Source organism: Microbacterium sp. MRS-1, assembly GCF_000585455.1.
Lineage (GTDB): Bacteria > Actinomycetota > Actinomycetes > Actinomycetales > Microbacteriaceae > Microbacterium > Microbacterium laevaniformans.
The window spans coordinates 19,426-42,389 of sequence record NZ_JAUF01000001.1; the positions used below are offsets into that span (position 1 = coordinate 19,426).

The window sequence follows — 22,964 nt, forward strand, 5'->3', positions numbered from 1 at the left end:
CCTCCGTCGTAGGGGGATGCGGGGGGACGCTGACGGAGGGGCCGCGCACCCCAGTCGTCACACCCGTGGAGCCCCAATCCTGTCGGGTCGGGGGCCGGGGATGGGTGATGAGTGCAGGCTCAGGCTAGGGCGCCGCGCGAGCAACACGCTACGGCGCCGGCAACGTTTTACCGGCGCGTAATCTGCACCGCCGTCCGCGTCAGCCGCGGACGATGTCTGCGAGCTCCTCGGCGATGCGTTGCGCGTCGTCGTGCGACGCCGCCTCCACCATGACCCGCACCATCGGCTCGGTCCCCGACGGGCGCAGCAGTACCCGCCCGCTGTCCCCGAGAGCCGCTTCGGCGACCTGAACTCCGGCGAGGACGTCGGCATCGGTCGCGCGAGAGCGCTCGACGCCGCGCACGTTGATGAGCACCTGCGGGAAGACCGTCATGACCGACGCAAGCTCCGCCAGCGAGCGCCCGGTCCGCGCCATCTCGGCACACAGGTGCAGTCCTGTCAGCACCCCGTCGCCGGTCGTGGCGTAGCGGCTCATGATGACGTGACCGCTCTGCTCGCCGCCGAGCGAATAGCCGCCCTCGTTCATCCGCTCCAGCACGTAGCGGTCGCCGACCGCGGTCTGCTCCACGGCGATGCCCTGCGCGGCCATCGCGCGGTGCAGCCCGAGGTTGCTCATGACGGTCGCGACGAGCGTGTCGTTCTTGAGCCGGCCGTCGCGTTTCATCGCGACAGCGAGAATCGCCATGATCTGGTCACCGTCGATCACGCGTCCCTCGGCATCCACCGCCAGGCACCGGTCGGCGTCGCCGTCGTGGGCGATCCCGACGTCGGCGCCGGTGCGCACGACCTCCGCAGACAGCTTCTCGAGGTGCGTCGATCCGTACCCGTCGTTGATGTTGATGCCGTCGGGGTCGGCGCCGATGACGGTGACCTTCGCTCCCGCGTTGCGGAAGGTCTCCGGGGAGACGCCGGATGCCGCGCCGTGCGCGCAGTCGAGCACGACGTGCAGCCCGTCAAGGCGATGGGGCAGGGACGCGAGCAGGTGGATCGCGTAGCGGTCCTCGGCATCCGAGAAGCGGACCACCCGACCGACGTCGCCGCCGGTGGGACGCAGCTTCTCCCCCACCATCGCCTCTTCGATGCGTCGCTCGACCTCGTCGGGGAGCTTGACGCCGCCGCGGGCGAAGATCTTGATGCCGTTGTCGGGGGCAGGATTGTGGGATGCCGAGATCATGACGCCGAAGTCGGCATCGATGTCACCGATGAGGTAGGCCGCCGCGGGCGTCGGCAGCGTGCCCGCGTCGAGTACGTCGACGCCGGAGGACGCCAGACCCGCTTCGACCGCAGCCGAAAGGAAGTGCCCCGACACGCGAGGGTCGCGCGCGATGACGGCGGTGAGCCGCTTGCCCGCGGCCTTGCGCGCCTCGGCGATACGGCCCTGGCCCAGGACGACGGCAGTCGCCTGGGCCAGGGTGAGCGCAAGGTCGGCGGTGAGGGGGCCATTGGCCAGGCCCCGCACACCGTCCGTCCCGAACAGCGCCATGACGCTTTAGCGCTTCGAGTACTGCGGAGCCTTGCGGGCCTTCTTGAGACCGGCCTTCTTGCGCTCCTTGACGCGGGCGTCGCGCGAGAGGAAACCGGCCTTCTTGAGGGTCGGGCGGTTGTTCTCGGCGTCGATCTCGTTCAGCGCGCGGGCGATGCCGAGGCGCAGCGCACCGGCCTGACCCGAGGGGCCACCGCCGGAGATGCGGGCGATGACGTCGTAGCCGCCGGCCAGGTCGAGCACCGTGAACGGGTCGTTGATGAGCTGCTGGTGCAGCTTGTTGGGGAAGTAGTCCTCGAGCGTGCGGCCGTTCACCGTGATGGTGCCGGAGCCCGGGATGAGGCGGACGCGCGCGATGGCCTGCTTGCGGCGGCCGACGGCGGCACCGGGAACCGACAGCACCGGACGGGGCGCGGCAGCGGCCTCGACCGGAGCGCTCTCGGTGGTGTAGCTCTCCGCGTTGTCGAGGGTGTTCTCTTCGATGGAGTCAGCGATCTTCGCCATGAGTTGTCCTTATGTCTCTCGGCGCGCTTACTGAGCGACCTGGCCGAAGGTGTACGGGGTGGGCTGCTGGGCCGCGTGCGGGTGCTCGGCGCCCACGTAGACCTTCAGCTTCGACAGCTGCTGGCGGCCCAGGCTGTTCTTGGGGAGCATGCCGCGGATCGCCTTCTCGACGGCGCGGACCGGGTTCTTCTCGAGGAGCTCGGCGTAGGAGGTGGTCGTGAGCCCACCCGGGTAGCCCGAGTGGCGGTAGGCCATCTTCTTCTGGAGCTTCTGACCCGTGAGGGCGACCTTCTCGGCGTTGACGACGATGACGAAGTCACCGGTGTCCATGTGGTTCGCGAAGGTGGGCTTGTGCTTGCCGCGGAGGATGGCGGCGGCGTGCGAGGCGAGGCGTCCGAGAACGACGTCGGTCGCGTCGATGACGACCCACTCGCGGGTCACTTCACCGGCCTTGGGGGTGTAGGTGCGCGTCACAGTAGTGCTGCTTTCTTGATTCGAACGGAGAGGTTCGTGAATCCCGCTCCGGGGTGGTTCGCTGCGCGCATACGAGACACGGGCAGGTGAACACGCCAGTGGAGGGCTCACGTTCGTGGTGTCGGCCGCAGGCAGCACGAGCACCAAAGGGAAAGTCTACGCTACGAGCTCATCACAGCCAAACCCGCCGAGAGGACGCGGGCGGGACGGTCCGGAACCTGCCGTGAAAAAAGGGCGACCGAGGAGTCGAAGGGATACTCCGGCTCCTCGGTCGCGGCGGCCGCACGCGGGGGGTCGGCGACCGCCAACCGGTCGTGTGGGGACACTACCGGGGGTTGGGGGGACAGGCTCTGCGGGCGAGGCTCACTGTTCCTGTGTTGTCTGTCACCAGACTATCGGTCGGATGCCGTCTGCACCGCAGGTTGAGCCGGAGAAGCGGGCACGGAATCCAAGCCCGCGGCGAACTGCTTGAGCCACGGGCGCAGCTCGGGACCGAGGTCGTCGCGGTCGCACGCGAGCTGCAGGATCGCCTTGATGTAGTCGACACGGTCACCGGTGTCATAACGGCGCCCGCTGAAGACGACGCCGTAGACGCCGGGGCCGTCAGGATCGGCCGCGAGCTCGCGGAGCGCATCGGTCAGCTGGATCTCGCCGCCCTTGCCGGGCGGGGTGTGCGCGAGCACGCCGAACACCTCGGGACCCAGCACATAGCGACCGATGACGGCGAGAGTGGAGGGGGCATCCTCACGAGCCGGCTTCTCGATGAGATCCAGGATGCGGACGGATCCATCGTCGCTGCGCGCTCCGACCGTGGCGACGCCGTAGAGATGGACCTGCTCGGGCTCGACCTCCATGAGCGCGACGACGGCACCGCCGGTGCGCTCGTGCACTGCGAGCATGGCGGGAAGAAGCGGGTCGCGCTCGTCGATGAGGTCGTCGCCGAGCATCACGACGAAGGAGGAGTCACCGACGTACGACGCCGCTCGCGACACGGCGTGTCCGAGCCCGCGCGGCTCCCCCTGGCGGGTGATGTGGATGTCGGCGAGCTGCGAAGAGTGGGCGACCTTGCCGAGCTTGGCGGTGTCGCCCTTCGTCGTGAGTGCCGTCTCGAGCTCGGGCACGGAGTCGAAGTGGTTGGCGATGTTGTTCTTGTTGCGTCCGACGATGATGAGGACGTCGCGGATGCCGGCGGCGACCGCCTCTTCGACGACGTACTGGATCGCGGGCTTGTCGACGACCGGCAGCATCTCTTTCGGCATCGCCTTGGTGGCGGGAAGAAACCTCGTGCCGAGACCCGCAGCGGGGATGACGGCTTTGTAGCGAAGGGACATGCGATCTCCTGCGGGGCGTGAAGGGGGGTCTGCTCCGAGGCGTGCAGCGACGCGCGCGTGGGGCGATCATAGCGCCCGCAGAGGATCGCTCTGTGTCGCGCGAGCGACGGCCCGATGACGTGCCGACTCAGGCGTGGGCGGCGATCAGGGCGGCCGGCAGGGTCGACTCGAGGACGACCTCCGCCCCGTCCTGATAGAGAAGCGTGCGTCCCGCAAACGGTCGTATGGGCATGACGGCGCGCGGCAGTTCTCCGGCCGACGCAACCCGCACGTGGAGGTCTCCCCCGGCATCCGTGGAGATGTCGATCCGCGCGGCGCGCGCACCGGAGTGCTTGACCGCGTTGACGAGGGCCTCGTTGACGACCTCCGAGACGATGGGCGCGGCGTCGGCGCCGTCCACGGCCGACGCGGCCGCGTCGTCGATGCGGGTCTCCAGCGCCATGATCGGCTCCCATCCCGCGAGCATCCGCCGCAACGCTCCGACGGTGTCGATCTCCGACGTGCCCGCGGGGATGAGCACCTCGTCGAGCGCCCGGTCGGTCTCGAGACGGAACTGCGCGATGTCGTCCGCCGTCGGCGCGTGCTCGTCGACGCGGGCGGCGAAGATGACGCAGCGCCCCTGCACGCGCCCGTGGAGGGTGGATGCCGCGTGGTGCAACGGCGCCTGCGCGCGACGCACACGGTCGGCGAAGTCGACCGCGGCACGGGCGAGTTCGCGGGTGGCGTCGACCTCGTCGGTGCGAGCCCAGCGATACGTGTCGATGGCGAGCGAGAGGACGATGGCTGCCAGCGGCATCGCGAACACGGGGATGATCATCAGCGCTCCGGTGTCCGGCAGCAGGAGACGCCCCACGACCGCGGCGGTCATGCCGGCCAGCATCCAGACGAGCAGGAAGATCGCTCCTCGGCCACGGCGGACGTCGCCCGGCAATGCGCGAAGCACGGCACCGGCGGCGAGATCGAGCAGGAAGATGGCGACGCCCGCGATGACCACGTCGAAGACGTCTCCCACCGTCAGCAGATACGGCGCGCTCATGAGGAGGTAGAGCGCTCCGACCCACAGCAGCGGCGTCGGCTGGAGGCGCTCGAGCCCGTGACGGCGTCGCGCCGTGCGCGAGAGGGGCGCCCACAGTGCGGGAACCGGTGCACTGCCCGCGGCCATCTCCTCCAGCCGGTGACTCGCGGCGCGCACGCGTTCGGAGAAGTCACGCACGGCGTCGAAGTCGACGACCCGCGCCAGCATCGCGTCACGTTCGGCACGAAGCTCCGCGACGATGCCACGGATGACGAGCCGGGCGTCGCGATCGTCGGTGACGACCTGCCCCGTCGCGGCTTCCAGGCGACCCAGGGCGTGGGCGAGACGGTCGGCGGTTGCACGAGTCTGCTGATACTGGGTCGTGATGATCGCGACGAGGGTGAACAGCCCGAACGCCACGATGATGTTGGTGCCGATGCGCGCTGCCCACACGCCGCCGGAGCGGCCACCGAAGAGGACGTGGACGAACGTCTCGTTGAGTATCGGGCGCACGATGGCGACGACGAGGAGCGTGACGGCGACGAGGATGGCACGAGAGCGGTGATCACGCATTCGACGTTCTGCGCCGGCCACAACGAGAACGGGAAGGGCGAGCACGACCCAACTGAGCAGAGCCGCGGCGATGGCTTGCACATAGCCGTCACGAGTGCCCTGGACGACGGGGACGAGCAGGAGTGTCGATACCGGCAACGACGCGACGGCGCTCCATCGCGTGAAGAAGCGACCACTGCCTGCCGTATCCCAGTACGCTGGCACGACGTTGACCGCGCGCGGACCGCTGCGGGCCATCAGCTGCACCCCACCATTCCTACCCCCAAGTAGTAGTCAGTGTAGCCATTCGTCTACATATCGGGGAGAGGTTTGTTCTTATAATCCAGCACGGATTTTCGTCGTGAAGGGGCGACCCGAAAGAAGGGAAGCTGCCATGGCGAGAGCGCACGGGCGTCCACCCCTGTCGGCGCCTCACGTGCAGCGGTGGCGCCCGACGGTGACGCGGTCGGTACGCAGCCCCCGGGCGTGGTTGTCCGCATACGTGATCGCCCTCGCGCTGATCGCATTCTGGCCGGCGCCCGTGGACTCCGGCGCCGGGCCGCTGCTGCGGGCGGTGACGCGGGTCTTCCCGCTCCTGACCTACGCGCGGATCGAGTTCGGGGCGAACATCCTGCTGTTCGTGCCCTTGGGGTTCCTCTTGACGCTCATCCTCGCGCGCGACCGCTGGCTTGTGATGCCGATCGCTTTCCTCACGACCGTCACGATCGAGACCGGACAGGCCATCGCGCTGTCCGCGCGGACGCCGAGCGTGCTCGACATCATCGCGAACACGGCCGGGGCCTGCCTGGGCATCGTGCTCGCGGTCTTCGCGGAGACGCTCGCCGGGGCGCGGACGGACCGTCCGACGACGTAAGTGCTCGACCGTCGGACGGAGGGATGCGGTCGCCCCGCGCCAGCCCCCCGGCAGGGGCAGGGCGACCGCCTTCCCGTGGTGACATCTGGGGTTCGTCACCGCATGGGGATGGGGCACGCCCATCATCGACCACCGGAGGCGACTCGTGGGGCTATATGAGAGGAATCTCACCCACCGCGTTCGCGAACTCCGATCCCCCGTGCGCGAGATACGCGCGCACGGCATCCAGTCGGGCGTTGCGCGCGGAGTCGGACCCGACGCCGAGCACGGCGTAGGCCGCCCGCAGGTGCGCTTCGACCGAGCGCGGCGAGAGGGCGAGCCGCCCGGCGATCGCCGTGTTGCTGAGCCCCTCGGCGACGAGGGCGAGCACCTCGCGCTGACGGGCGCTGAGGCGGCAGAGGGGACTCTCACGCCATTCGACGCTCTCCGCCCGGATGGCGGGGTCGAGTACGCGACGCCCGGCGGCGACCGACCTGAGGGCGTAGATGAGAGCGGGGGATGTCAGCGAGAGGTTCTTGGAGAGCACGGCCCAGCCGGCAGCGTCCTCCGCCGGCCCATGACGCAGACGATCGCGCGCCTCGGGCGCCGCCAGCACGACGATGCCGAGCCGGCTCGAGCGGGCACGCAGTGCTTCACCGAGCGGGACACCGCCCCCGCCCGGGACGTGCGGACCGATGAGGGCCACGTCGATCGCCCGTTCGGTCGCCTCGATCGCCGTGCGGGCAGAGTCGCAGAGCGCGACGGCACGCATGCCCGACTGCTGATCGATGAGGCGTGCGAGCAGGTCGCGAAGGAGGGGTTGCCCTTCCACGACGAGGACGCGCACGGAGCGCGGCCGGTCGATCACGCCCGCGCGGTGGCGTCGCCGCCGCGGTGCGTGGTGGTCGCGAGGTATCGGGCGACGGAGATGTCACGGCCGGCAAGCCCGGCGGCGCGGCCGGTGATGCGGCTCCAGAGGCTGGGAGCGACACGCACCATCGTGATCCCCTCGGCGCGCAACTGGCGGGCCGTGGGCGGGTCGAGGTAACGGCGGGAGGGCGCTGGCTGCCAGTGGGCGTTGACGTAGATCTCCACAATGCGAGCGTCGCCGGCTCGACTCATCGTCATTCCTCTTTCCCCAGGATCCGACCCCGCTCGCCGCAGGCCCAGCGCATCCTGTGAGGGGGAGGCGCAGCGCTGCAGAAAGTGCTCCGTTCCCAGAAACGGATGGGTCGCGCCGGCCCCAAGACCGGGCGCAGCATCATTGTGTCGCAGCGCGAAAGAGCGCATCGTCCGATATCCGCGATTTCACGAGAGTTTTACGCGAAAGCACGTACCGGCAAGGTGCCCGGGGGGTCGGCTGGTCGCCGTGGGAGCGTTCCCGCCTGGGCAGATTGTCACGGCCACGGCCGCTGGCTGCGCCGCGAGGGGCGGAGTTGACTCGACGCATGAGCGCGTACCCACCGGCGGGGATCGCGGCGCCCGCACGGCGCGGCACCGTGGCGGTGTTCCTGGGCGTCACCTTCGCCATCACCTGGGGGTTGTGGCTGCCGCTTCTCGTCGACGCGCGCGCAGCGCCGTCGGGCACGCTCGACACCGTGCCGGCCACGTTCTTCGTCGCGTCGGTGGGACCGGCGGTCGGAGCAGTGGCGGCGACCTGGTTCGCGGCGGGACCGACGGCCGTGGCGCGGTGGGCACGACGCATCCTGCGACTGCGGTTCGGCGGATTCTGGTGGTTCGCCGCGCTGGGGATGCCGGCGCTGTACTACCTGATCGGCTTCTTCACCGCCGCGGCTGGCCCGACCCGGCCGCCTTCGGCACCACCGGCAAGCTGCCGGGCCTTGCCTGGCCGCTGGTCGCACTGGTCTGGGCGGCGACGTTCGGCCTCGGTGAGGAGGCCGGGTGGCGCGGATGGCTGCTTCCCGTGCTCGCGGAGCGCGTATCGGTGTTCTGGGCGTCGGTGCTGGTCGCCGCGGTCTGGATCGTGTGGCACGGTCCGGCGTTCTTCTTCAACCCGACGTATCAGGCGATGGGCGCCGGCATCGTCGGCTGGATGCTGGCCCTCGTGCTCGGATCGTTCGTCTTGTCGTGGATGACGGCCGGCGCACGGTGGAGCATCGTCCCCGTGGTGCTCTGGCACGCCGGCTTCGATCTGCTGACCGCGGCGGATCAGTCTGCGGGCGTGATCGCGTCGACGATCAGCGCCGTCGTCATGGTGCAGGGGGCGGTGTGCGCTGTGCTGCTGTGGCGCCGGCGGATGCCGCGGCCCGCCGGGCGTTTTCCACGCTCAGCATCGGGAGCGTGAGCGCCAAACGGGCTCCCGAGGGCGAACGCCCCCCGTGGCGCGGCGCGAGCACCAGCTCTCCCCCGAGCACCTGCGCGCGTCGCCGGAGGCGCGCCAGCCCCGACAGCGACGGTGTCGCCGGGGGCGCTGAGCCGTTGTTGCTGACCACGACGTGCAGGGTGCTGCCGCTCTCGCGCGCCGTGATGATGACGTGGTCGGCGGAACCGTGGCGCAGTGCGTTGGAGAAGGCGTCCTCGATGACACGCACCACGAGAACGCGCGCTTCGTGGGAGAGGCGACTCTCGAAAGCCGCGAAGACGGCGTCATCGGGCGCCGTGACGGCGACCGACGGCGGAAGACGCACGACGAGCGCGCGAACGGCCGAGGCAAGTCCGCGCTCGAGGTCGACGGGGTAGAGCCTTCCGCTGAGGGCGCGCAGTTCCTTTTCGCGCAGCCGTTCGAGTTGGGCCGCGACGGCGTGGAGCTCGCCGGCGATGCCCGCATCGGCGTGCTGCGCCGACAGTGCCAGATGCCGCAGTCGCGCCTCCATGACGACGAAGGTGCCCTGTACGCTGCCGTGGATCGTCTCGGCGAGCTCGTAGCGCAGGCGCAACTCCTCCTCCTGCAGTTCGGCGACCAGGCCGGCAGCCCGGGCCTGGGCGATCGACTGCTCCCGTTCGGCGTGGCGGATGCGTCGCGCCACGTCCACCTGCACGAGGCCGAGGCCGACCGCGCACGCCGCCGCCACCGTGGCGCTGATGTACTCGCCGATGCGGGCCGGCGCGACGGCATCCGGGGCGAGAAGCGCCGCGAGCGCCGCTCGAGCGGCTGCGAGTGTGAGCGCCGCGCCGACCGCGATCGCCACGACGGACAGGAACCGCGCGAGGTAGCCGTAGCGCTCGGGCCGCAGGACGTGGACGGCGGAGAGCATGACGACGGGCGCGACGACGGCCGCGCCCACCGCTGCCCAGACCTCGACACCGACACCCTGGGCGGCAGTGCAGCCGTTGAGCAGCCACGCCTGCAGGCTGGTGTATATCGTGACCGCGAGCGTGGCGGCGGCGGTCGCGACCAGCACGATCCGATGGTCGGTCCCGGCATCCGCGCGGGAGTCGCGCGAGGGGCGCGACCGGGTCATCCCGCCGAGGTCCAGGACGACGTGGTGTGCTGCAGGTAGCTGCGTACGGCTTCGACGCGCGGGTTGCGCTCACGGCTGGCCGGGATGCCCAGCAGGCCGTAGGCCGCGTTGAGGTGCGCGTCGACGGAGCGGGGAGAGATTCCCAGTCGGTCGGCGATCGCCGCGTTGGTCAAGCCGTCGGCGACGAGAGCGACGACTTCGCGCTGTCGCCGGCTGAGCCGGGTGAGCGGGCTGTTGCGGCGGATCTCGCGCTGGGCCCGGATGGCCGGGTCGAGCACGGTACGCCCCGCCGCGACGGCGCGGATGGCGTAGACGAGTGCGGATGCCGACAGCGAGGAGTTCTTGGAGAGGAAGCCCCACCCGGCGGCTTCACTGCCGGGGACGTCGAGGAGGGTGCTGATCGAGTCGGACGCGGAGAGCACGAGGATGCCGAGACCCGGGCGACGCAGCCGGAGTTCCCTGCCCAGCCGGATGCCGTCGCCGTCGGGCAGGCGAAGGTCGATGAGGGCGACGTCGAGAGTGCGCACGTCGACGTGACGGGCACTCTCCGTCGAGGAGGCGACAGCGCGGACCCGCAAACCGTTCTGGTCGGCCAGCAGCACGGCGAGCATCTCGCGGAAGAGGGGCTGGTCCTCGACGATCATGACGTCGAGGATGGAGAGCTGCCCTGTCACGATCGCGGGGTCGGGTGGGGGCGGAGCGATCGGGGGCACGGGCATGGCATGTGCGTTCTCCTGTCGAGTGGCCCCCCCGCCGACGACTATCTTCACGCACTTATCAGACTCACCGTCCGCAAATGGCGAAGAAGACGGCAACTTCGCGCACCGGAGCGCACAACGGGTCGGTGATTCCACCTACCGTGGCCACCGATGCGCTCGGGGGCCGGCGACGCCGTCTGCTAGAACCGTCGAGGGGGCAGCACACCGTGGCGGGCACGGAACGAGGACCCATGAGCATGGCGAGCAGGAGAACCGGATCGGCGGCGCGCGGCTGGGGCCGCCGGTCACGCCGTGCCTGCGAGGACGGACCGCTCGTCCTGTCGACGCTGAACGAGATCGTCGGCGAAGCGGTGATCGTGACCGATGAGCGCGGCATCCCCCGGCGCCTGAACGATCCGGCGCGCGCGGCGTTCGCACGGGCCGGTCTGCCCGAGAAGCTGAGCGCCGGCGCGGAGTACCGTGACCTGCGCTTCTTCCACGCCGATCGGGTCACGCCCATCGCGCTGGGGCCGCAGCTGCTGCGTGAGGTGGCCTCGAAAGGCAATGCGATTCCGTACACGACGTGGGTGGGTGAAGGGGTGGAGCAGCGCGCGATGTCGATCGCTGCCCGCCCGTTCCGGGATCAGCGCGGGGCCCGGCGCGGTGCGGTGATCGTGGCGCGGGACATGACGACCGTGTTCGAGGCGTCACGGATCCGCGACGACTTCCTCCGCGATGCGGCGCACCGCCTGCGCGGGCATCTGACGACGGTGGCGGGCTATGCCGATCTTCTGGAGTCGCACACCCGAGCCGGCGAGATCGGCGGACGGCTGAGCCGGGCGACGCAGCAGCTGGTCGACATGGTCGATGATCTGTTCCGGACGGCACGGGAAGACACCGCGCGCTCTATCCCCCCGAGCGACGTGTCGGCGGCGCTCTCGGACGTGTGCGGCGTGTTCCTCGGCGTCGCGGCGGCGCGGGGCGTGGCGCTGCACGTGATCGATGAGGGCTGTGGCAGCGTGCGCTTCGAACAGACCGAGCTGCGTCAGGTGCTCGCTGACCTGCTGTCGTATGCCATCGGTCACTGCCGGACGGCGGGCAGAATCGTGGTGCGAGCGCATCGCGATCATCACCGCACGACGGTCTCGGTGGCCGACGACGGCGTGCACACGAGCGACGACGAGCGACGGCGCCAGCTGGCGCATCTCATGGGCGCGGACGATCACCGCACGACGACGCGAGACCCGGCGTTGGCTCCTCGCCATGCCGTGCGGGCGAATCAGGCGACGTTGTCGGTGCGGCCGGATCATCCGGTCGGCACGATCGCGAGCCTCGTGATGATCGCCGTCTGAGTCAGCGCGCGTGAAGCAGGGTGAGGCCACGCGCGGCGAGTTCGCGCGCGGTCGGGTCGGCGTCGGAGACGTCGGCGATGATCGCGGTGACGGCGTCGAGGTCGAGCACACCGTAACGAGAGGCGGTGCCGATCTTCTCGTCGCTGCCGAGCACGTAGGTGTCGGCGGCGCGGCCGGCGAGCGCACGTTTCATGGCGGCTTCGTCGGCGTCGCCGGTGGTGAGCCCGGCGGTGGGATGGATGCCGGTCACGCCCAGGAAGAAGAGGTCGGCACTGATGCGGCCGGCGGCTTCGACGGCAGCGGCTCCGCAGGCGACGGCGGAGTGCTTGAACAGCTGGCCGCCGATGAGGAAGACGTCGACGGCGTGGTCGAGGAGGGCAGCGGCGATCGTGGGGCTGTGGGTGATGATCGTGCCGGGTTGGGTGCGCGGGAGCGCGTCGACGAGGGCGAGGCTCGTGGTGCCGCCGTCGAGGATGACGGTGGCGCCGGGCTCGATGAGGGATGCGGCGACGGCGGCGACACGACGTTTGCTGTCGGGGGCGACGGCGGTGCGGGCGGCGTAGTCGACGACCGCGGGCGAGGCCGGCAGGGCGCCGCCGTAGACGCGTACGGCGAGACCGGCGGCATCGAGGTCGCGGAGGTCGCGACGGATGCTGTCTTCGGAGAGGCCGAGTTCGGCGGCGATCTCTTTGGCGACGATGCGACCATCGCGGCGGAGGCGGTCGAGGAGGAGGTCTTTGCGAGCAGCGGCGAGCATTCACGTTCTTTCTTGTTTTTGCACGTTATGTCGTAGTGTAACCGACATGACCGCGTCTTTGATGATTTTGATCGCCGGGCCCTACGCGTCTGGCACCGATGGTGACCCCGCGCTGATGGCGCAGAACCTGAAGCGGCTGGAGACGGCGGCGTGGCCGCTGTTTCGGGCCGGCCATGTGCCCATGATCGGCGAATGGGTGGCGCTTCCGGTGCTCGAGAGTGCGGGGGCGACGGGCCCGACCGATCCGCTGGCCGCGGAGGTCATGTATCCGACGGCGGAGCGCCTGTTGCAGCGCTGCGACGCGGTGCTGCGTCTGCCGGGAGAGTCGCGCGGTGCGGATCAGGATGTCGCGATCGCCGAGTCGCGCGGGCTGCCGGTGTATTACGCCCTCGAGGATGTGCCGGGCGTGGTGGCGCCGGGTTCGTCGGAGGCGGCCGCGCCGCACTCCTGAGGCGACCGGACCGCGCGGGAACGCCGGACGGACGTGCGCGGATCAGAACGGCGGTACGGAATCGGCCATCGCCGGCGGTGGCGCGGGACTCATGACGAACGTGACCGGTGGGATGGGTGCGTCCTCGCGGTAGAGGCGACCGGTCGGCGAGGTCCACTCCAGGACTCCCCCGGGGTGTTGTCGCACCGTCCAGGCGGTGAACTGCTTCATCGAATGATGTCGCTGGCACAGGTGGGCGAGGTTCCCCAGGGCGGTGGGTCCGCCCCGGGCGTGGTCGATGGTGTGGTCGATCTCGCAGCGGATGGCCGCGCGGCGGCATCCGGGAAAGCGGCAGTGCTGGTCGCGGGCGCGCAGGAATCGCCGCTGCGGTCCCGCGGTGCGGTACCTGTCGACCGCGATGACGGTGCCGTCGACGGGATCGGTGAGCACGCGCGCGAGCGAGTGGGTCTCGGCAGCGAGGCACCGCGCGGTGTCGGCGTCGATGGGTGCGCGCCCGACCAGGTCGACGGGCCCCTCGTCGGCGCCGAGGAGGATGAGGGCCGGCACGATGACCTGCACCTGGGCGCGGATCGCACCGAGCGTTCCCGGCCCGTCGCCGGAGGCGGTCGGATCGAGCGCCGGCGCGCCCGTCAGGAGAAGGTCGCTGAGCACGTCGGCACGCACCTGATCGGTCGTGCGCGGGTCGTCGTCGTCGGGGGTGCGCGCATCGATGATGACCGTCGCCTGCTGCGTGAGGCGGTCCATGACCCCCTCCGCAATGACGGTCGGAACCGTCGCGATGAGGTCGGACATGCCCTGGGCGCCCGGCACCACGCGCACCCGTCGGCCGCGGCTCGCTTCTGCGTGCCGTTCGGTGAACGAGCGCTCGGCGCAGCGTTCGGCGAGGATCTCGACGGCAGAACGCACGCGGTTGGGCGTGTCGCCGGCGCACAGCCGGATCGCCTCCGCCTCGAACTCGGCCCGGCGATCGGCAGGCACGGGCGCCCCGGCATCCATGATCACCCGTACGTGAGCGCGAGTGAGGCGCCCGCTCTCCCAGGCGTCGAGGGTGGCGGGGTAGCTCTCGACGAGCTCACGCGCCTCGCCGATGCGCTGCTGCACGGTGCGGTCGGTCACTCGCATCACTCCCCCGAGTTCGGCGGCGATCGAACGCAGGGCCATGTCGTGCACGCGCACCGAGCCCCGCTGGGTGGCAGCCTGACGCTCGGCGAGTTGCCCGGCTCGCGCCAGCAGCTTCACTTCAGCCACCTGCGCCGCCGAGACCGCCGCCAGCACCGTCTCGGTGTCGGCGACGAGAGACGCGAGCGCGGACAGCTGGTCGCTGTCTTCGCTCATCGGCGCGATCTCTTCCATGCCTCCAGTGTAGCGACACCTTCGGACATTTATTCGAATGAAGAGACTCCTCGGGAAGGGCGGGCGCCTTCTCGATGTGACGGCACCGCCTGGCAGCTGGCGACGCGTCAGCCGTTGCAGGCCCAGCCGTCTCCGTCACCGTCGAGCTTGTAGATGTCGCGGCCGACGACGCGGGCGACGCCGTCGAAGTAGGCGGGACCGTTGCCCTTTCCGCCCGCGCAGTCGACGTCGCTCGCGATGGGCACGCAGGCGTCGGCGTAGTTCGGGTCGCAGCTGAGTGTGTCAGCGTGGTTGGGGACCGCCTTGTCACTCTGATTCGGGACCACCCCGCGCGTTGTCGGAGCGTCGTGTCGGTCTGATTCGGGACCGCCTGTATCGCTTGTCTCGTGCTCGCTGGGAGCACGGAGACGGAGGTGGTCGGGTGGGGAGTCGGGTGGATTTGTTCGCGCGGATCAGGCGTGATCATCGCCTCGAGGGGCTAGGAACGCGGAAGCTTGCCGCCAGGTATGGCGTCGGCCGGAACACGGTGCGGCAGGCGCTGGTGTCCGCGGTGCCACCGACGAGGAAGGTCCCCGAGCGCGTCGCGCCGAAGCTCGGCCCTTTCAAGACGGTGATCGGCGAGATGCTGCGGGAAGATCTGACCGCGCCGCGCAAGCAGCGTCACACGGCGACACGGATCTGGAACCGGCTCATCGACGAGCACGACGCCGATGTCGGTTACCCGTCGGTGCGGGACTACGTGCGAATTCGGCGCCCGCAGATCGAGATCGAAGCCGGGCGCCTGGCCGGCGCGGCGATCATCCCGCAGGAGCACGCTCCAGGCGCGGAAGCCGAGGTCGATTTCGGGGAGCTGTGGATCGACCTCGCGGGGGTGCGGACGAAGGCGTTCCTGTTCGTGTTCCGGATGTCGCACTCCGGGAAGGCCATTCACCGGGTCTACCCGACGCTGTCGCAGGAAGCGTTCCTCGAAGGCCACGTGACCGCGTTCGAGGAACTCGGCGGGGTGCCGACGATGCAGATCAAGTACGACAACTTGGGGCAGGCGGTGAAGAAGGTTCTCAGCGTCGGCCGCCGCCGGGAGGAGAACGAGCGGTGGGCGCTGTTCCGCTCGCACTACGGGTTCGACGCGTTCTACTGCGAACCCGGCATCGACGGTGCGCACGAGAAGGGCGGGGTCGAGGGCGAGGTCGGTCGGTTCCGTCGCACCTGGCTGACCCCGGTTCCGAAGGTGAAGTCGTTCGACGAGCTCAACGAGTACATCCGCCGCTGCGACGCGCGTGATAGCGGCCGTCGGATCACCGGCCGGCTGACCACGGTGGGGCAGGACTGGGAACGTGAACGGCCGCGGTTGACACCGTTGCCGGTGGACGGGTTCGAGCCTGGGCAGCCATTGTCGCCGATGGTCGATCATGCGGCCCTGGTCACGATCCGGCAGGCGAAGTACTCCGTGCCCGTGTCGCTGATCGGGAGGCGGGTGCGGGCGATCCTGCGGGCGTCGGAGGTGCTCATCTTCGACGGGCACCGCCTGGTCGCTCGGCACGAACGCGTCGCGGTCCGCAACGGTCAGGCCGTGGTCTTGGACCACTACCTGGAGGTCCTCAAACTCAAACCCGGCGCTCTCGCCGGCTCCACCGTCCTCGCCCACGCCCGCGCATCAGGTGCGCTCACGGCCGAGCATGAGGCGTTCTGGGACGCGTCGCGCCGGGTCAACGGCGACGGGCTCGGCACCCGGGAGCTGATCGACGTGCTCCTCCTGCACCGCCACATTCCCGCTGCGGCGGTCGTCGCCGGGATCCGCGCAGCGTTGAACGTCGGGTCGGTGCTTGCCGAGGTCGTCGCGATCGAAGCCCGCCGTGCCGCGGCGGCTGACCCCACGATGACGGTCCGCACCGATGCGGCACGCGCATCGACGGTGACGGCGAACGTCGTGTCACTCACGCAGCGCCGTCTGATGGACCCGCTCGCTGTGATCGCCGGGCTACGCGCAGATCGGCGCCCTGCGCCCTCGGTCGCCGGGTACAACGAGTTGCTGAAACGCCGCATCGCGAAGACCACAGCGCATGAAACGACTGAAGGAGCACACCCCGCATGACCACCACCACGTCTGTGTCCCCGGTCCTGCGCCGCCGGCGCCCGATGACCGACGAGGCCGCCGCCGCCGCGGTCGACAGCGCCCTGCGCCGGTTGCGGCTGCCGACCATGCGGGCGGTGCTGGCCGAGGCGGCGACTGCGGCGGAGAAGGGACAGCTATCCTACATCGGATTCCTCGCTGAGCTGCTGCTCGCCGAGGTCGACGATCGGGACCGCCGGTCCACGATCCGCCGCGTGCAGTCCGCGGGGTTCCCGCGGCCGAAGTTCCTCGACGACTTCGACTACGACCAGAACCCCAACGTCACCTCCGCCACGATCAACACCCTCGCCGGCGGAGACTGGGTGCGCCGCGGCGACCCGCTCTGCCTGATCGGCGATAGCGGCACGGGGAAGTCCCATCTGCTGATCGGGCTCGGCACCGCCGCCGCGGAGAAAGGATTCCGCGTGAAATACACCCTCGCCACCCGGCTCGTGAACGAACTCGTCGAAGCCGCCGACGACATGCAACTGGCCCGGACGATCGCACGCTATGGGCGCGTGGACCTGCTCATCATCGACGAGCTCGGCTACATGGAACTCGACAAACGCGGCGCCGAGCTCCTGTTCCAGGTCCTCACCGAACGTGAAGAGAAGGCGTCCGTGGCCATCGCGACGAATCAGTCGTTCAGCGAATGGACCCGCACCTTCACCGACCCGCGGCTGTGCGCGGCGATCGTCGACCGGCTCACCTTCCACGGCACCATCATCGAAACCGGCACCGACTCCTACCGTCTCAACCACACCCGCCAACAGGGAAGCTGACAACGTGCGTTCAGCGCGCGGCTGTCGTCGGCTTGATCGGCGACCCGTCACCCAGGGCAATATCGGGAACGACTCTAGGTCCGCATAACTCGCGAGCCGCGCAGGCCACAAGGTATGCGGGGCGTTCGGGTCGTACGATGCGGCAATGAGTGATCAGCAGCGGAATGTGAATGTTCAGCACCCGCGGGAGCTGTTGCGCACAGAGCGGTCGGCTGTGGCACGGTTCAACGACAGCCTGGCGTTGAAGATCACGAACAGTGTGGGCTCGATGTGGAGTGCGTACCTGTTCGCGCTGTTGTCGCTGTTGTCGCTGCCGGCGATCCTGGTGTCCATCAATCCAGATTTGAAGCACTACTTCCCGGCGTGGATCATCGCGCCGAGCATGATCACGCTGGTGGCGTGGATCTCGCAGAACTTCCTGCAGCTGGTGCTGCTGCCGGTGATCATGGTCGGTCAGAACGTCATCCAGGCGCAGCAGGATGCGAAGGCGGAGGCGGATCATCGGACGTTGACGTATCTGGCGAATCTGCAGGATCAGCAGATGACGATCCTCGCCAACCAGGTGAAGATCCTCGACGAGCTGGAGAACCGGAAATCCTGAGCGCCGGCCCGAGCGGGGGGAGGGGCCCATCCGTCGGCCCCGCAGCTGCGGGTTGCGTGTCCGCCGCTCAGTGGTTCCCAGAATTTCGGGGCACCGGATTCGGCCTTCGGGGACGAAGTCGCGCCGTCCGTGGCCTACACTTGACGCGTTAGGCGCCGATCGTTAGCTGAGGCTCCTTCGTGAACACACGCCAGCGACCCCATACGTCGAGAGACGCTCCGGGTCAGGACAGGCTTCCCCGGCTTAAGGGGTCGCCCCGATTGGCTCCCGCTCCCGGGTGACGTCACGAAGTGCCAAAGGTCTTACGTGGAGAGGCTGAGTCGTATCGACGAGCCTCAAGGTGCGAGGAATCCGATCGGGGAGGTGAGCGATGAGCGATCACGATAGTTGGGCGTTCCGCACGCCCCCCTTCTTCCTCTAGACGCCCACTCGGGCTACCTGGGCGGGGCTCTTCGCCTGCCGTCTTCTTCCGTGCCCTCCGTGCGGTCGTTGATCGACCGTGCCTGGGGGTCCGCTTCCATGCCCACCCGACTCGGGGTGAGAAAGCGATGCATCATGACGACCACCAACACTCCACCGACGCAGCAGCACGCGGTGCTCGACTCCGCCCACGTGGGGAACATCGAGGGCGCGTTCGGCACGATCCAGCTCGATGACACGGCGCCCCGCACGAAGCTGTCCGCGAAGCTGCGCACCCTCGTGGCGATCGTCGGGCCGGGCCTGATCGTCATGGTCGGCGATAACGACGCCGGCGCGTTCGGCACGTATACGCAGGCGGGGCAGAACTACGGCACCGCACTGCTGTGGGTGCTGCTGCTGCTGGTGCCGGTCCTCTACGTGAACCAGGAGATGGTTCTGCGCCTGGGCGCGGTGACCGGGGTCGGGCATGCCCGGCTGATCCTCGAGCGGTTCGGGAAGTTCTGGGGCGCGTTCAGTGTCATCGACCTGTTCATCCTGAACGCGCTGACGATCATCACCGAGTTCATCGGCATCAGCCTGGGGCTGAGCTATCTGGGACTTCCCGAGGTGCCGGGCGTGATCATCGCCGCGGTCGTGATCGTCGCCGCCGTGAGCACCGGGTCGTTCCGCCGGTTCGAGCGGCTGTGCATGTTCCTCATCTTCGGGTCCCTCATTCTCGTCCCGCTCGCATTCCTGGCACACCCCTCCGCAGCGGAGGTCGCGCACGGGTTCATCCCCGGCTTCCCGCCCGGCGCCGAGCTGTCGACGGTGATGCTGCTGATCATCGGGATCGTGGGCACCACCGTGGCGCCGTGGCAGCTGTTCTTCCAGCAGTCGTACATCATCGACAAGCGGATCACGCCGCGGTTCATGAACTACGAGAAGGCCGACCTGTGGATCGGCATCGTGATCGTCATCGTGGGGGCGACGATCCTCATCGCGGTGTCCGCCGCGGTGTTCGCCGGCACCCCCGAGTTCGGGAACTTCACCGACGCCGGCGGGGTCGCCGCCGGCATCGGAAAGTATGTGGGCCGGGTCGCCGGCATCCTGTTCGCCATCGCCCTGATCGACGCATCCATCATCGGTGCGGCCGCGGTGGGCCTTTCCACCTCGTACGCACTCGGCGACACGCTCGGGTTGAAGCACTCGCTGCACCGCAAGGTGTCGGATGCGAAGGGCTTCTACGCCGCGTTCGCCGGGCTGCTCATCGTCTCCGCTATCATCGTCGTCATCCCGGGCAGCCCGCTGGGTCTGATCACGGTCGGGGTGCAGGTCCTCGCCGGGGTGCTGCTGCCCTCGGCCACCGTCTTTCTGCTGCTGCTGTGCAACGACAAGGAGGTGCTCGGCCCATGGGTGAACGGGCGGCGGCTGAACATCTTCACCTCCGCCGTGATCGCGGTGCTCGTCATCCTCTCCCTGGTGCTGACGGCGAGTGTCATCTTCCCGGACATCAGCGGTGACCAGATCATCATGATCCTCGTCGCCGGCGCCGTGCTCTCGATGCTGACCGGTGTCGGGTTCGCAGTCGCCCGGGTCCGTCGCCCCGCGCGCAGCGACCCGGACGAGGTTCCGCGCAGCGCGCGCGCCTCGTGGCGGATGCCTCCTATCGCGCTGCTGAACCCGCCGAAGCTGTCCACCGGGCGGCGGCTCGGGCTGAGCGTGCTGCGCATCTACCTGCTGATCGCGATGATCCTCGTCATCGTCCGTGTCATCCAACTCGCCCTCGGGCACTGAACTGCTGGTCTTGAAAGAACGGTGAGACAGATGAACGATGCAATCATGACCACCACCCGTCCCCGGACGCTCCTGTCGGGCATGCTGCGACAGCCGATCCAGGACGCCAAAGGCAACCAGATCGGCGTTCTCGCCGACGTGATCGTCCGCCTCGGCCCGGAAGGCTACCCGGCGGTGACCGGGCTGGTGGCCCGGGTCGGGTCGACCGCCGTGTTCGTCCCCGCGGTGAACATCGAAGCCCTCGACGACGACCGGGTCGTGCTCGATACGGCGAAGCTCGACCTGCGCCCGTTCGAACGCCGCGACGGCGAGGTCCTCCTCAAAGAGGCGGTGCTCGGCCACCGGCTCATCGACGTCGACAACGCCCGGCTGGTACGCGCCTACGATGTCGCGATCGACAGCATTCCCGGCGGGTGGGTCGCCGCCGCGCTCGACGTGCACGCACGGCCCTGGTATTCGCGCCGCGGGCACGGCGCCCACGCCTTCCGGGACTGGAAGTCGTTCGAGGCGCTCATCGGCCACGAGCCGTCCGCCGCGGCACGCTCCCGCTTCAAGCGGCTGCGCGGTCTGCGGCCCGCGCAGATCGCCGACCTCATCGAGGACGCGTCATCCCGGGAGCGAGACGATCTGTTCGAGCACCTGCACACCGACCCCGAGCTCGAGGCCGACGTCATCGAGGAACTCGACGACAACGACCAGGCGCAAGTCCTGAAAGCCCGCGACACGGCCGACATCGCCGCCGTGCTCAGCCGCATGCACGCCGACGACGTCGTCGACGCGATCCTCGACCTTCCGCAAGAACGCCGCCAGCCGGTCCTCGACGCGCTGCCGCCCACGCAAAGACGGGACGTGCTCCGCCTGATGACCTACCAGGACAAGACAGCCGGCGGCCTCATGGGCGTCGAATACCTCGCCCTCGGCGAGGACGTCACTGTCCAGGAAGCGAGGAGCGCCGTCCGCGCCGCGGACGCACAGCAGCCGCAGTCCCTCGCGGTCGTCTACGTCGTCGACGACACCGGGCGCCTCGCAGGGTCGGTCGACCTGGTCGCACTCCTGCGCGCCGACCCCGCCGCACTCCTGCGCGACGTGGCGGAGGCCGAGCCGGTGAGCCTCGTGCCCACGGACGACATCATCGAGGTCGTCAACGTCATGGCCGACTACAACCTGCTGTCTGTCCCCGTCGTCGACGACACTGAGCACATCCTCGGCGTCATCACCGTCGACGACGCGCTCGAGGAGGCGATCCCCGAGGACTGGCGGCAGCGCGAACGCCGCACCCGCAGCAGCTGACCCGCCCGGCCTCCACCGGCATCATCATTCCGAAGTCACCCCCGGCCCTGCCTGGATCAGGTCGGGGCTGACTTCGACGACCCTGAAGGAGCGTCCCATGACGCTGACCAACCTCGACTTCATCCTCCGCCTCCTCCTCGCCGGCGGGTGCGGCATGCTCATCGGACTGGAACGGCAGTACCGGTCCCGCACCGCGGGTCTGCGCACCCAAGCGCTCGTCGCCCTCGGCGCCGCCGCGTTCGTCCTCTACGGCATCCAAGTCGGCGTGCCCCAGGCGTCCTTGCAGATCACCGCCTACGTCGTCTCCGGCGTCGGCTTCCTCGGTGGCGGGGTGATCCTCCGGCAAGGGTTCACCGTGCAGGGGCTGAACACCGCCGCCACCCTCTGGTGCTCCGCCGCGGTCGGCTGCCAGGCCGCGGGAGGACACGTCATCCCCGCCCTCGCCACGACCGGCCTCGTGCTGGCGATCCACCTGCTGCTGCGCCCGCTCGGCCGACTCGTCGACCGCGCCCCCGCAGCCAAGAGCGAGACGGTGGGTGCGTACAGGCTGACCGTCCGGGTCGTGGAGCGGAGGGAAGCCGAACTGCGCGCCCGCCTGTCCGCCGCTCTCGACTCGCCCGACGTCGTCGTGCACGGCATGACGAGCCACCTCGACGACAGCGGCGGGAAGGGGCAGGAGATCGAGGAGCTCGAGGCTGAACTGCTCGTCGAAGGCCACGCCGCCACGCTCCTCGACGGCATCGTGACGCGCCTGTCGCTCGAGCCCGGGGTGCGCGGGCTGTCATGGCGGTCGGAAGATCCAGCTCCGATCGGCGATGACGAGGGGAACGGGCGACCGACGCGCGGCAGCGCCCTGCGGGCGATCACGAGGAGGACGCGCGATGAGTGACTTCGGGATGCTCGCCCTCCTCGCCGAGGGAGCCGGCGAGGCCGCGATCAAGGCTCTTGCCGGCCGCATCTCACCGGACCTCATCATCGTGGCCGACCGGATACCGTCGGATGTGACCGCGAAGACCCTCATGTCGGGCCTGCACCACCTCCCCGACGAGGTCATCACGACCACCGTCGAGGGAACCCGCATCCAGAACTCGCTCAACGAAATGAAGGAGGCCGGCGACTACTTCACCGAGTACCTCACACCCCTCCTGCTCAGCCGCACCCACATCCTGATCGTCGCGCCCGCCGAACTGCTCGACGCCTTCCTGCGGATCATCGCGCCCGCCCGCCTGGAGGGCACGATCACCGGGGGCGACGCCGTGGTGTACGCGTTCGATCGATGGATGCGGGCCAGGACGCGCTGACGGCGCGCTGATCGGGTGCCGATTGGAGCCAGCCCGTCCAGTGCCGGAAACATTCGACTTCCTCACAGGTTCATGTCTGCATGATCGGTGGGTGTCGCGTCGTGTCGTTCGTTCCGCCCGTGTCCGCCGCAACCGGCGACGTCTTGTCGCTCTGATCGCCGGGGCGGTCGTCATCGTCCTGCTCGCCGGGGTCGCAGTCGTGGTCGTCAACTTGGTGAGTCTGAACACGGGCATCCACCGGTCCGCGATCGCGATGCCCGCCGGCACGGGGCAGACCGCGGCGCCGGGTGTGGCGCAGGACACCGGCGAGGTGAACATACTAGGGCGTGTTGATCAAGAGGTTCCGCTCCTCGGTGGGTGAGTCTTGAACGGTGACGCGACA

24 protein-coding genes and 1 riboswitch are annotated in these 22,964 nt (G+C 69.3%); of the genes, 12 read left to right on the plus strand and 12 right to left on the minus strand.

Translation table 11 applies throughout. The features are described 5' to 3' along the window. Positions 1 to 199 precede the first annotated feature (199 nt). From glmM to AS96_RS00120, 5 genes are all read right to left on the minus strand, one after another. Positions 200 to 1,543, minus strand: a complete 1,344-nt coding sequence (gene glmM / locus AS96_RS00100) for a phosphoglucosamine mutase (RefSeq protein WP_036284262.1) — start codon at positions 1,541 to 1,543, stop codon at positions 200 to 202. A 6-nt stretch (positions 1,544 to 1,549) separates the two neighbouring features. After that, entirely contained in the window at positions 1,550 to 2,047 is a 498-nt protein-coding gene (rpsI, locus tag AS96_RS00105; protein WP_005050408.1) for a 30S ribosomal protein S9, read from the minus strand. Between the two features lie 27 nt (positions 2,048 to 2,074). Next, on the minus strand, positions 2,075 to 2,521 hold the full coding sequence (gene rplM, locus AS96_RS00110) for a 50S ribosomal protein L13 (RefSeq protein ID WP_036284266.1): 447 nt from the start codon (positions 2,519 to 2,521) through the stop codon (positions 2,075 to 2,077). 392 nt (positions 2,522 to 2,913) lie between these two features. Beyond that, on the minus strand, positions 2,914 to 3,852 hold the full coding sequence (locus AS96_RS00115) for a UTP--glucose-1-phosphate uridylyltransferase (protein WP_036284277.1): 939 nt from the start codon (positions 3,850 to 3,852) through the stop codon (positions 2,914 to 2,916). 127 nt (positions 3,853 to 3,979) lie between these two features. After that, positions 3,980 to 5,677 carry an ATPase gene (locus tag AS96_RS00120; protein WP_231477019.1) on the minus strand — a complete coding sequence of 566 codons (1,698 nt, stop codon included), beginning with the start codon at positions 5,675 to 5,677 and terminating at the stop codon, positions 3,980 to 3,982. Between the two features lie 136 nt (positions 5,678 to 5,813). Between AS96_RS00120 and AS96_RS00125 the strand changes: the two genes are divergently transcribed. Then, the gene (locus AS96_RS00125; RefSeq protein WP_016463542.1) at positions 5,814 to 6,293 is read left to right on the plus strand and encodes a VanZ family protein; all 480 of its coding nucleotides are present in this window, start codon (positions 5,814 to 5,816) and stop codon (positions 6,291 to 6,293) included. Between the two features lie 151 nt (positions 6,294 to 6,444). Here the strand turns inward: AS96_RS00125 and AS96_RS00130 are convergent, their stop codons facing one another. Next, positions 6,445 to 7,140, minus strand: coding sequence for a response regulator transcription factor (locus AS96_RS00130; RefSeq protein ID WP_036284281.1), 696 nt, complete (start codon positions 7,138 to 7,140; stop codon positions 6,445 to 6,447). Beyond that, positions 7,137 to 7,394, minus strand: coding sequence for a hypothetical protein (locus tag AS96_RS00135; RefSeq protein ID WP_016463544.1), 258 nt, complete (start codon positions 7,392 to 7,394; stop codon positions 7,137 to 7,139). The genes AS96_RS00130 and AS96_RS00135 overlap by 4 nt, the downstream gene beginning before the upstream one ends. 610 nt (positions 7,395 to 8,004) lie before the next feature. Between AS96_RS00135 and AS96_RS00140 the strand changes: the two genes are divergently transcribed. Next, positions 8,005 to 8,577 (plus strand): CPBP family intramembrane glutamic endopeptidase, encoded by a 573-nt coding sequence (locus AS96_RS00140; RefSeq protein ID WP_036284283.1) that lies wholly within the window; start codon positions 8,005 to 8,007, stop codon positions 8,575 to 8,577. Here the strand turns inward: AS96_RS00140 and AS96_RS00145 are convergent. Further along, positions 8,483 to 9,634 (minus strand): sensor histidine kinase, encoded by a 1,152-nt coding sequence (locus AS96_RS00145; protein ID WP_231477014.1) that lies wholly within the window; start codon positions 9,632 to 9,634, stop codon positions 8,483 to 8,485. The genes AS96_RS00140 and AS96_RS00145 overlap by 95 nt on opposite strands. A gap of 56 nt (positions 9,635 to 9,690) precedes the next feature. Continuing rightward, on the minus strand, positions 9,691 to 10,413 hold the full coding sequence (locus tag AS96_RS00150; protein WP_036284290.1) for a response regulator: 723 nt from the start codon (positions 10,411 to 10,413) through the stop codon (positions 9,691 to 9,693). Positions 10,414 to 10,643: 230 nt separating this feature from the next. Between AS96_RS00150 and AS96_RS00155 the strand changes: the two genes are divergently transcribed. Further along, positions 10,644 to 11,744 (plus strand): sensor histidine kinase, encoded by a 1,101-nt coding sequence (locus tag AS96_RS00155; RefSeq protein WP_231477015.1) that lies wholly within the window; start codon positions 10,644 to 10,646, stop codon positions 11,742 to 11,744. 1 nt (position 11,745) lies between these two features. Here AS96_RS00155 and AS96_RS00160 read toward each other — a convergent pair whose 3' ends face one another. Beyond that, the gene (locus AS96_RS00160; RefSeq protein WP_005050420.1) at positions 11,746 to 12,501 is read right to left on the minus strand and encodes a DeoR/GlpR family DNA-binding transcription regulator; all 756 of its coding nucleotides are present in this window, start codon (positions 12,499 to 12,501) and stop codon (positions 11,746 to 11,748) included. 46 nt (positions 12,502 to 12,547) lie between these two features. Here AS96_RS00160 and AS96_RS00165 point away from each other — a divergent pair, with 46 nt between their 5' ends. Then, a complete protein-coding gene (locus AS96_RS00165; protein ID WP_231477016.1) occupies positions 12,548 to 12,952 on the plus strand; it encodes a DUF4406 domain-containing protein in 405 nt (134 codons plus the stop codon). Between the two features lie 42 nt (positions 12,953 to 12,994). On the opposite strand, the gene AS96_RS00170 is transcribed toward AS96_RS00165, so the two are convergent. Beyond that, on the minus strand, positions 12,995 to 14,305 hold the full coding sequence (locus AS96_RS00170; RefSeq protein ID WP_005050423.1) for an HNH endonuclease signature motif containing protein: 1,311 nt from the start codon (positions 14,303 to 14,305) through the stop codon (positions 12,995 to 12,997). 107 nt (positions 14,306 to 14,412) lie between these two features. Next, on the minus strand, positions 14,413 to 14,550 hold the full coding sequence (locus tag AS96_RS15555; protein ID WP_231477017.1) for a hypothetical protein: 138 nt from the start codon (positions 14,548 to 14,550) through the stop codon (positions 14,413 to 14,415). Positions 14,551 to 14,726: 176 nt separating this feature from the next. Here AS96_RS15555 and istA point away from each other — a divergent pair, with 176 nt between their 5' ends. The 8 genes from istA to AS96_RS00215 all read left to right on the plus strand — a co-directional run bounded on the left by istA (position 14,727) and on the right by AS96_RS00215 (position 22,943). After that, a complete protein-coding gene (istA, locus tag AS96_RS00180; protein WP_036284292.1) occupies positions 14,727 to 16,397 on the plus strand; it encodes an IS21 family transposase in 1,671 nt (556 codons plus the stop codon). After that, positions 16,394 to 17,197 carry an IS21-like element helper ATPase IstB gene (gene istB, locus AS96_RS00185; protein WP_016463549.1) on the plus strand — a complete coding sequence of 268 codons (804 nt, stop codon included), beginning with the start codon at positions 16,394 to 16,396 and terminating at the stop codon, positions 17,195 to 17,197. Before istA ends, istB begins: the two co-directional genes overlap by 4 nt. 214 nt (positions 17,198 to 17,411) lie before the next feature. Beyond that, positions 17,412 to 17,798: a hypothetical protein gene (locus AS96_RS00190; protein ID WP_005050428.1), complete on the plus strand. Its 387-nt coding sequence runs from the start codon at positions 17,412 to 17,414 to the stop codon at positions 17,796 to 17,798. Between the two features lie 151 nt (positions 17,799 to 17,949). Continuing rightward, a riboswitch (M-box (ykoK) riboswitch) is annotated at positions 17,950 to 18,117 on the plus strand. Positions 18,118 to 18,353: 236 nt separating this feature from the next. After that, on the plus strand, positions 18,354 to 19,991 hold the full coding sequence (locus tag AS96_RS00195; RefSeq protein ID WP_005050429.1) for an Nramp family divalent metal transporter: 1,638 nt from the start codon (positions 18,354 to 18,356) through the stop codon (positions 19,989 to 19,991). A 45-nt stretch (positions 19,992 to 20,036) separates the two neighbouring features. Beyond that, positions 20,037 to 21,281: a magnesium transporter MgtE N-terminal domain-containing protein gene (locus tag AS96_RS00200; RefSeq protein WP_231477018.1), complete on the plus strand. Its 1,245-nt coding sequence runs from the start codon at positions 20,037 to 20,039 to the stop codon at positions 21,279 to 21,281. 97 nt (positions 21,282 to 21,378) lie between these two features. Continuing rightward, the gene (locus AS96_RS00205) at positions 21,379 to 22,170 is read left to right on the plus strand and encodes an MgtC/SapB family protein (protein ID WP_005050431.1); all 792 of its coding nucleotides are present in this window, start codon (positions 21,379 to 21,381) and stop codon (positions 22,168 to 22,170) included. After that, positions 22,163 to 22,582, plus strand: coding sequence for a hypothetical protein (locus AS96_RS00210; RefSeq protein WP_036284297.1), 420 nt, complete (start codon positions 22,163 to 22,165; stop codon positions 22,580 to 22,582). The genes AS96_RS00205 and AS96_RS00210 overlap by 8 nt, the downstream gene beginning before the upstream one ends. Positions 22,583 to 22,673: 91 nt before the next feature. Continuing rightward, positions 22,674 to 22,943 carry a hypothetical protein gene (locus tag AS96_RS00215; protein ID WP_036284300.1) on the plus strand — a complete coding sequence of 90 codons (270 nt, stop codon included), beginning with the start codon at positions 22,674 to 22,676 and terminating at the stop codon, positions 22,941 to 22,943. Positions 22,944 to 22,964: the final 21 nt, after the last annotated feature.

What these genes read in the sequence shown, in the direction of transcription:
- glmM (WP_036284262.1), bottom strand. Translation starts at nt 1,543, where the DNA reads ATGGCGCTGTTCGGGACGGACGGTGTGCGGGGCCTGGCCAATGGCCCC.
- rpsI (WP_005050408.1), bottom strand. Translation starts at nt 2,047, where the DNA reads ATGGCGAAGATCGCTGACTCCATCGAAGAGAACACCCTCGACAACGCG.
- AS96_RS00115 (WP_036284277.1), bottom strand. Translation starts at nt 3,852, where the DNA reads ATGTCCCTTCGCTACAAAGCCGTCATCCCCGCTGCGGGTCTCGGCACG.
- AS96_RS00120 (WP_231477019.1), bottom strand. Translation starts at nt 5,677, where the DNA reads ATGGCCCGCAGCGGTCCGCGCGCGGTCAACGTCGTGCCAGCGTACTGG.
- AS96_RS00125 (WP_016463542.1), top strand. Translation starts at nt 5,814, where the DNA reads ATGGCGAGAGCGCACGGGCGTCCACCCCTGTCGGCGCCTCACGTGCAG.
- AS96_RS00135 (WP_016463544.1), bottom strand. Translation starts at nt 7,394, where the DNA reads ATGAGTCGAGCCGGCGACGCTCGCATTGTGGAGATCTACGTCAACGCC.
- AS96_RS00150 (WP_036284290.1), bottom strand. Translation starts at nt 10,413, where the DNA reads ATGCCCGTGCCCCCGATCGCTCCGCCCCCACCCGACCCCGCGATCGTG.
- AS96_RS00155 (WP_231477015.1), top strand. Translation starts at nt 10,644, where the DNA reads ATGAGCATGGCGAGCAGGAGAACCGGATCGGCGGCGCGCGGCTGGGGC.
- AS96_RS00160 (WP_005050420.1), bottom strand. Translation starts at nt 12,501, where the DNA reads ATGCTCGCCGCTGCTCGCAAAGACCTCCTCCTCGACCGCCTCCGCCGC.
- AS96_RS00165 (WP_231477016.1), top strand. Translation starts at nt 12,548, where the DNA reads ATGACCGCGTCTTTGATGATTTTGATCGCCGGGCCCTACGCGTCTGGC.
- AS96_RS00170 (WP_005050423.1), bottom strand. Translation starts at nt 14,305, where the DNA reads ATGGAAGAGATCGCGCCGATGAGCGAAGACAGCGACCAGCTGTCCGCG.
- istB (WP_016463549.1), top strand. Translation starts at nt 16,394, where the DNA reads ATGACCACCACCACGTCTGTGTCCCCGGTCCTGCGCCGCCGGCGCCCG.
- AS96_RS00195 (WP_005050429.1), top strand. Translation starts at nt 18,354, where the DNA reads ATGACGACCACCAACACTCCACCGACGCAGCAGCACGCGGTGCTCGAC.
- AS96_RS00200 (WP_231477018.1), top strand. Translation starts at nt 20,037, where the DNA reads ATGACCACCACCCGTCCCCGGACGCTCCTGTCGGGCATGCTGCGACAG.
- AS96_RS00205 (WP_005050431.1), top strand. Translation starts at nt 21,379, where the DNA reads ATGACGCTGACCAACCTCGACTTCATCCTCCGCCTCCTCCTCGCCGGC.
- AS96_RS00210 (WP_036284297.1), top strand. Translation starts at nt 22,163, where the DNA reads ATGAGTGACTTCGGGATGCTCGCCCTCCTCGCCGAGGGAGCCGGCGAG.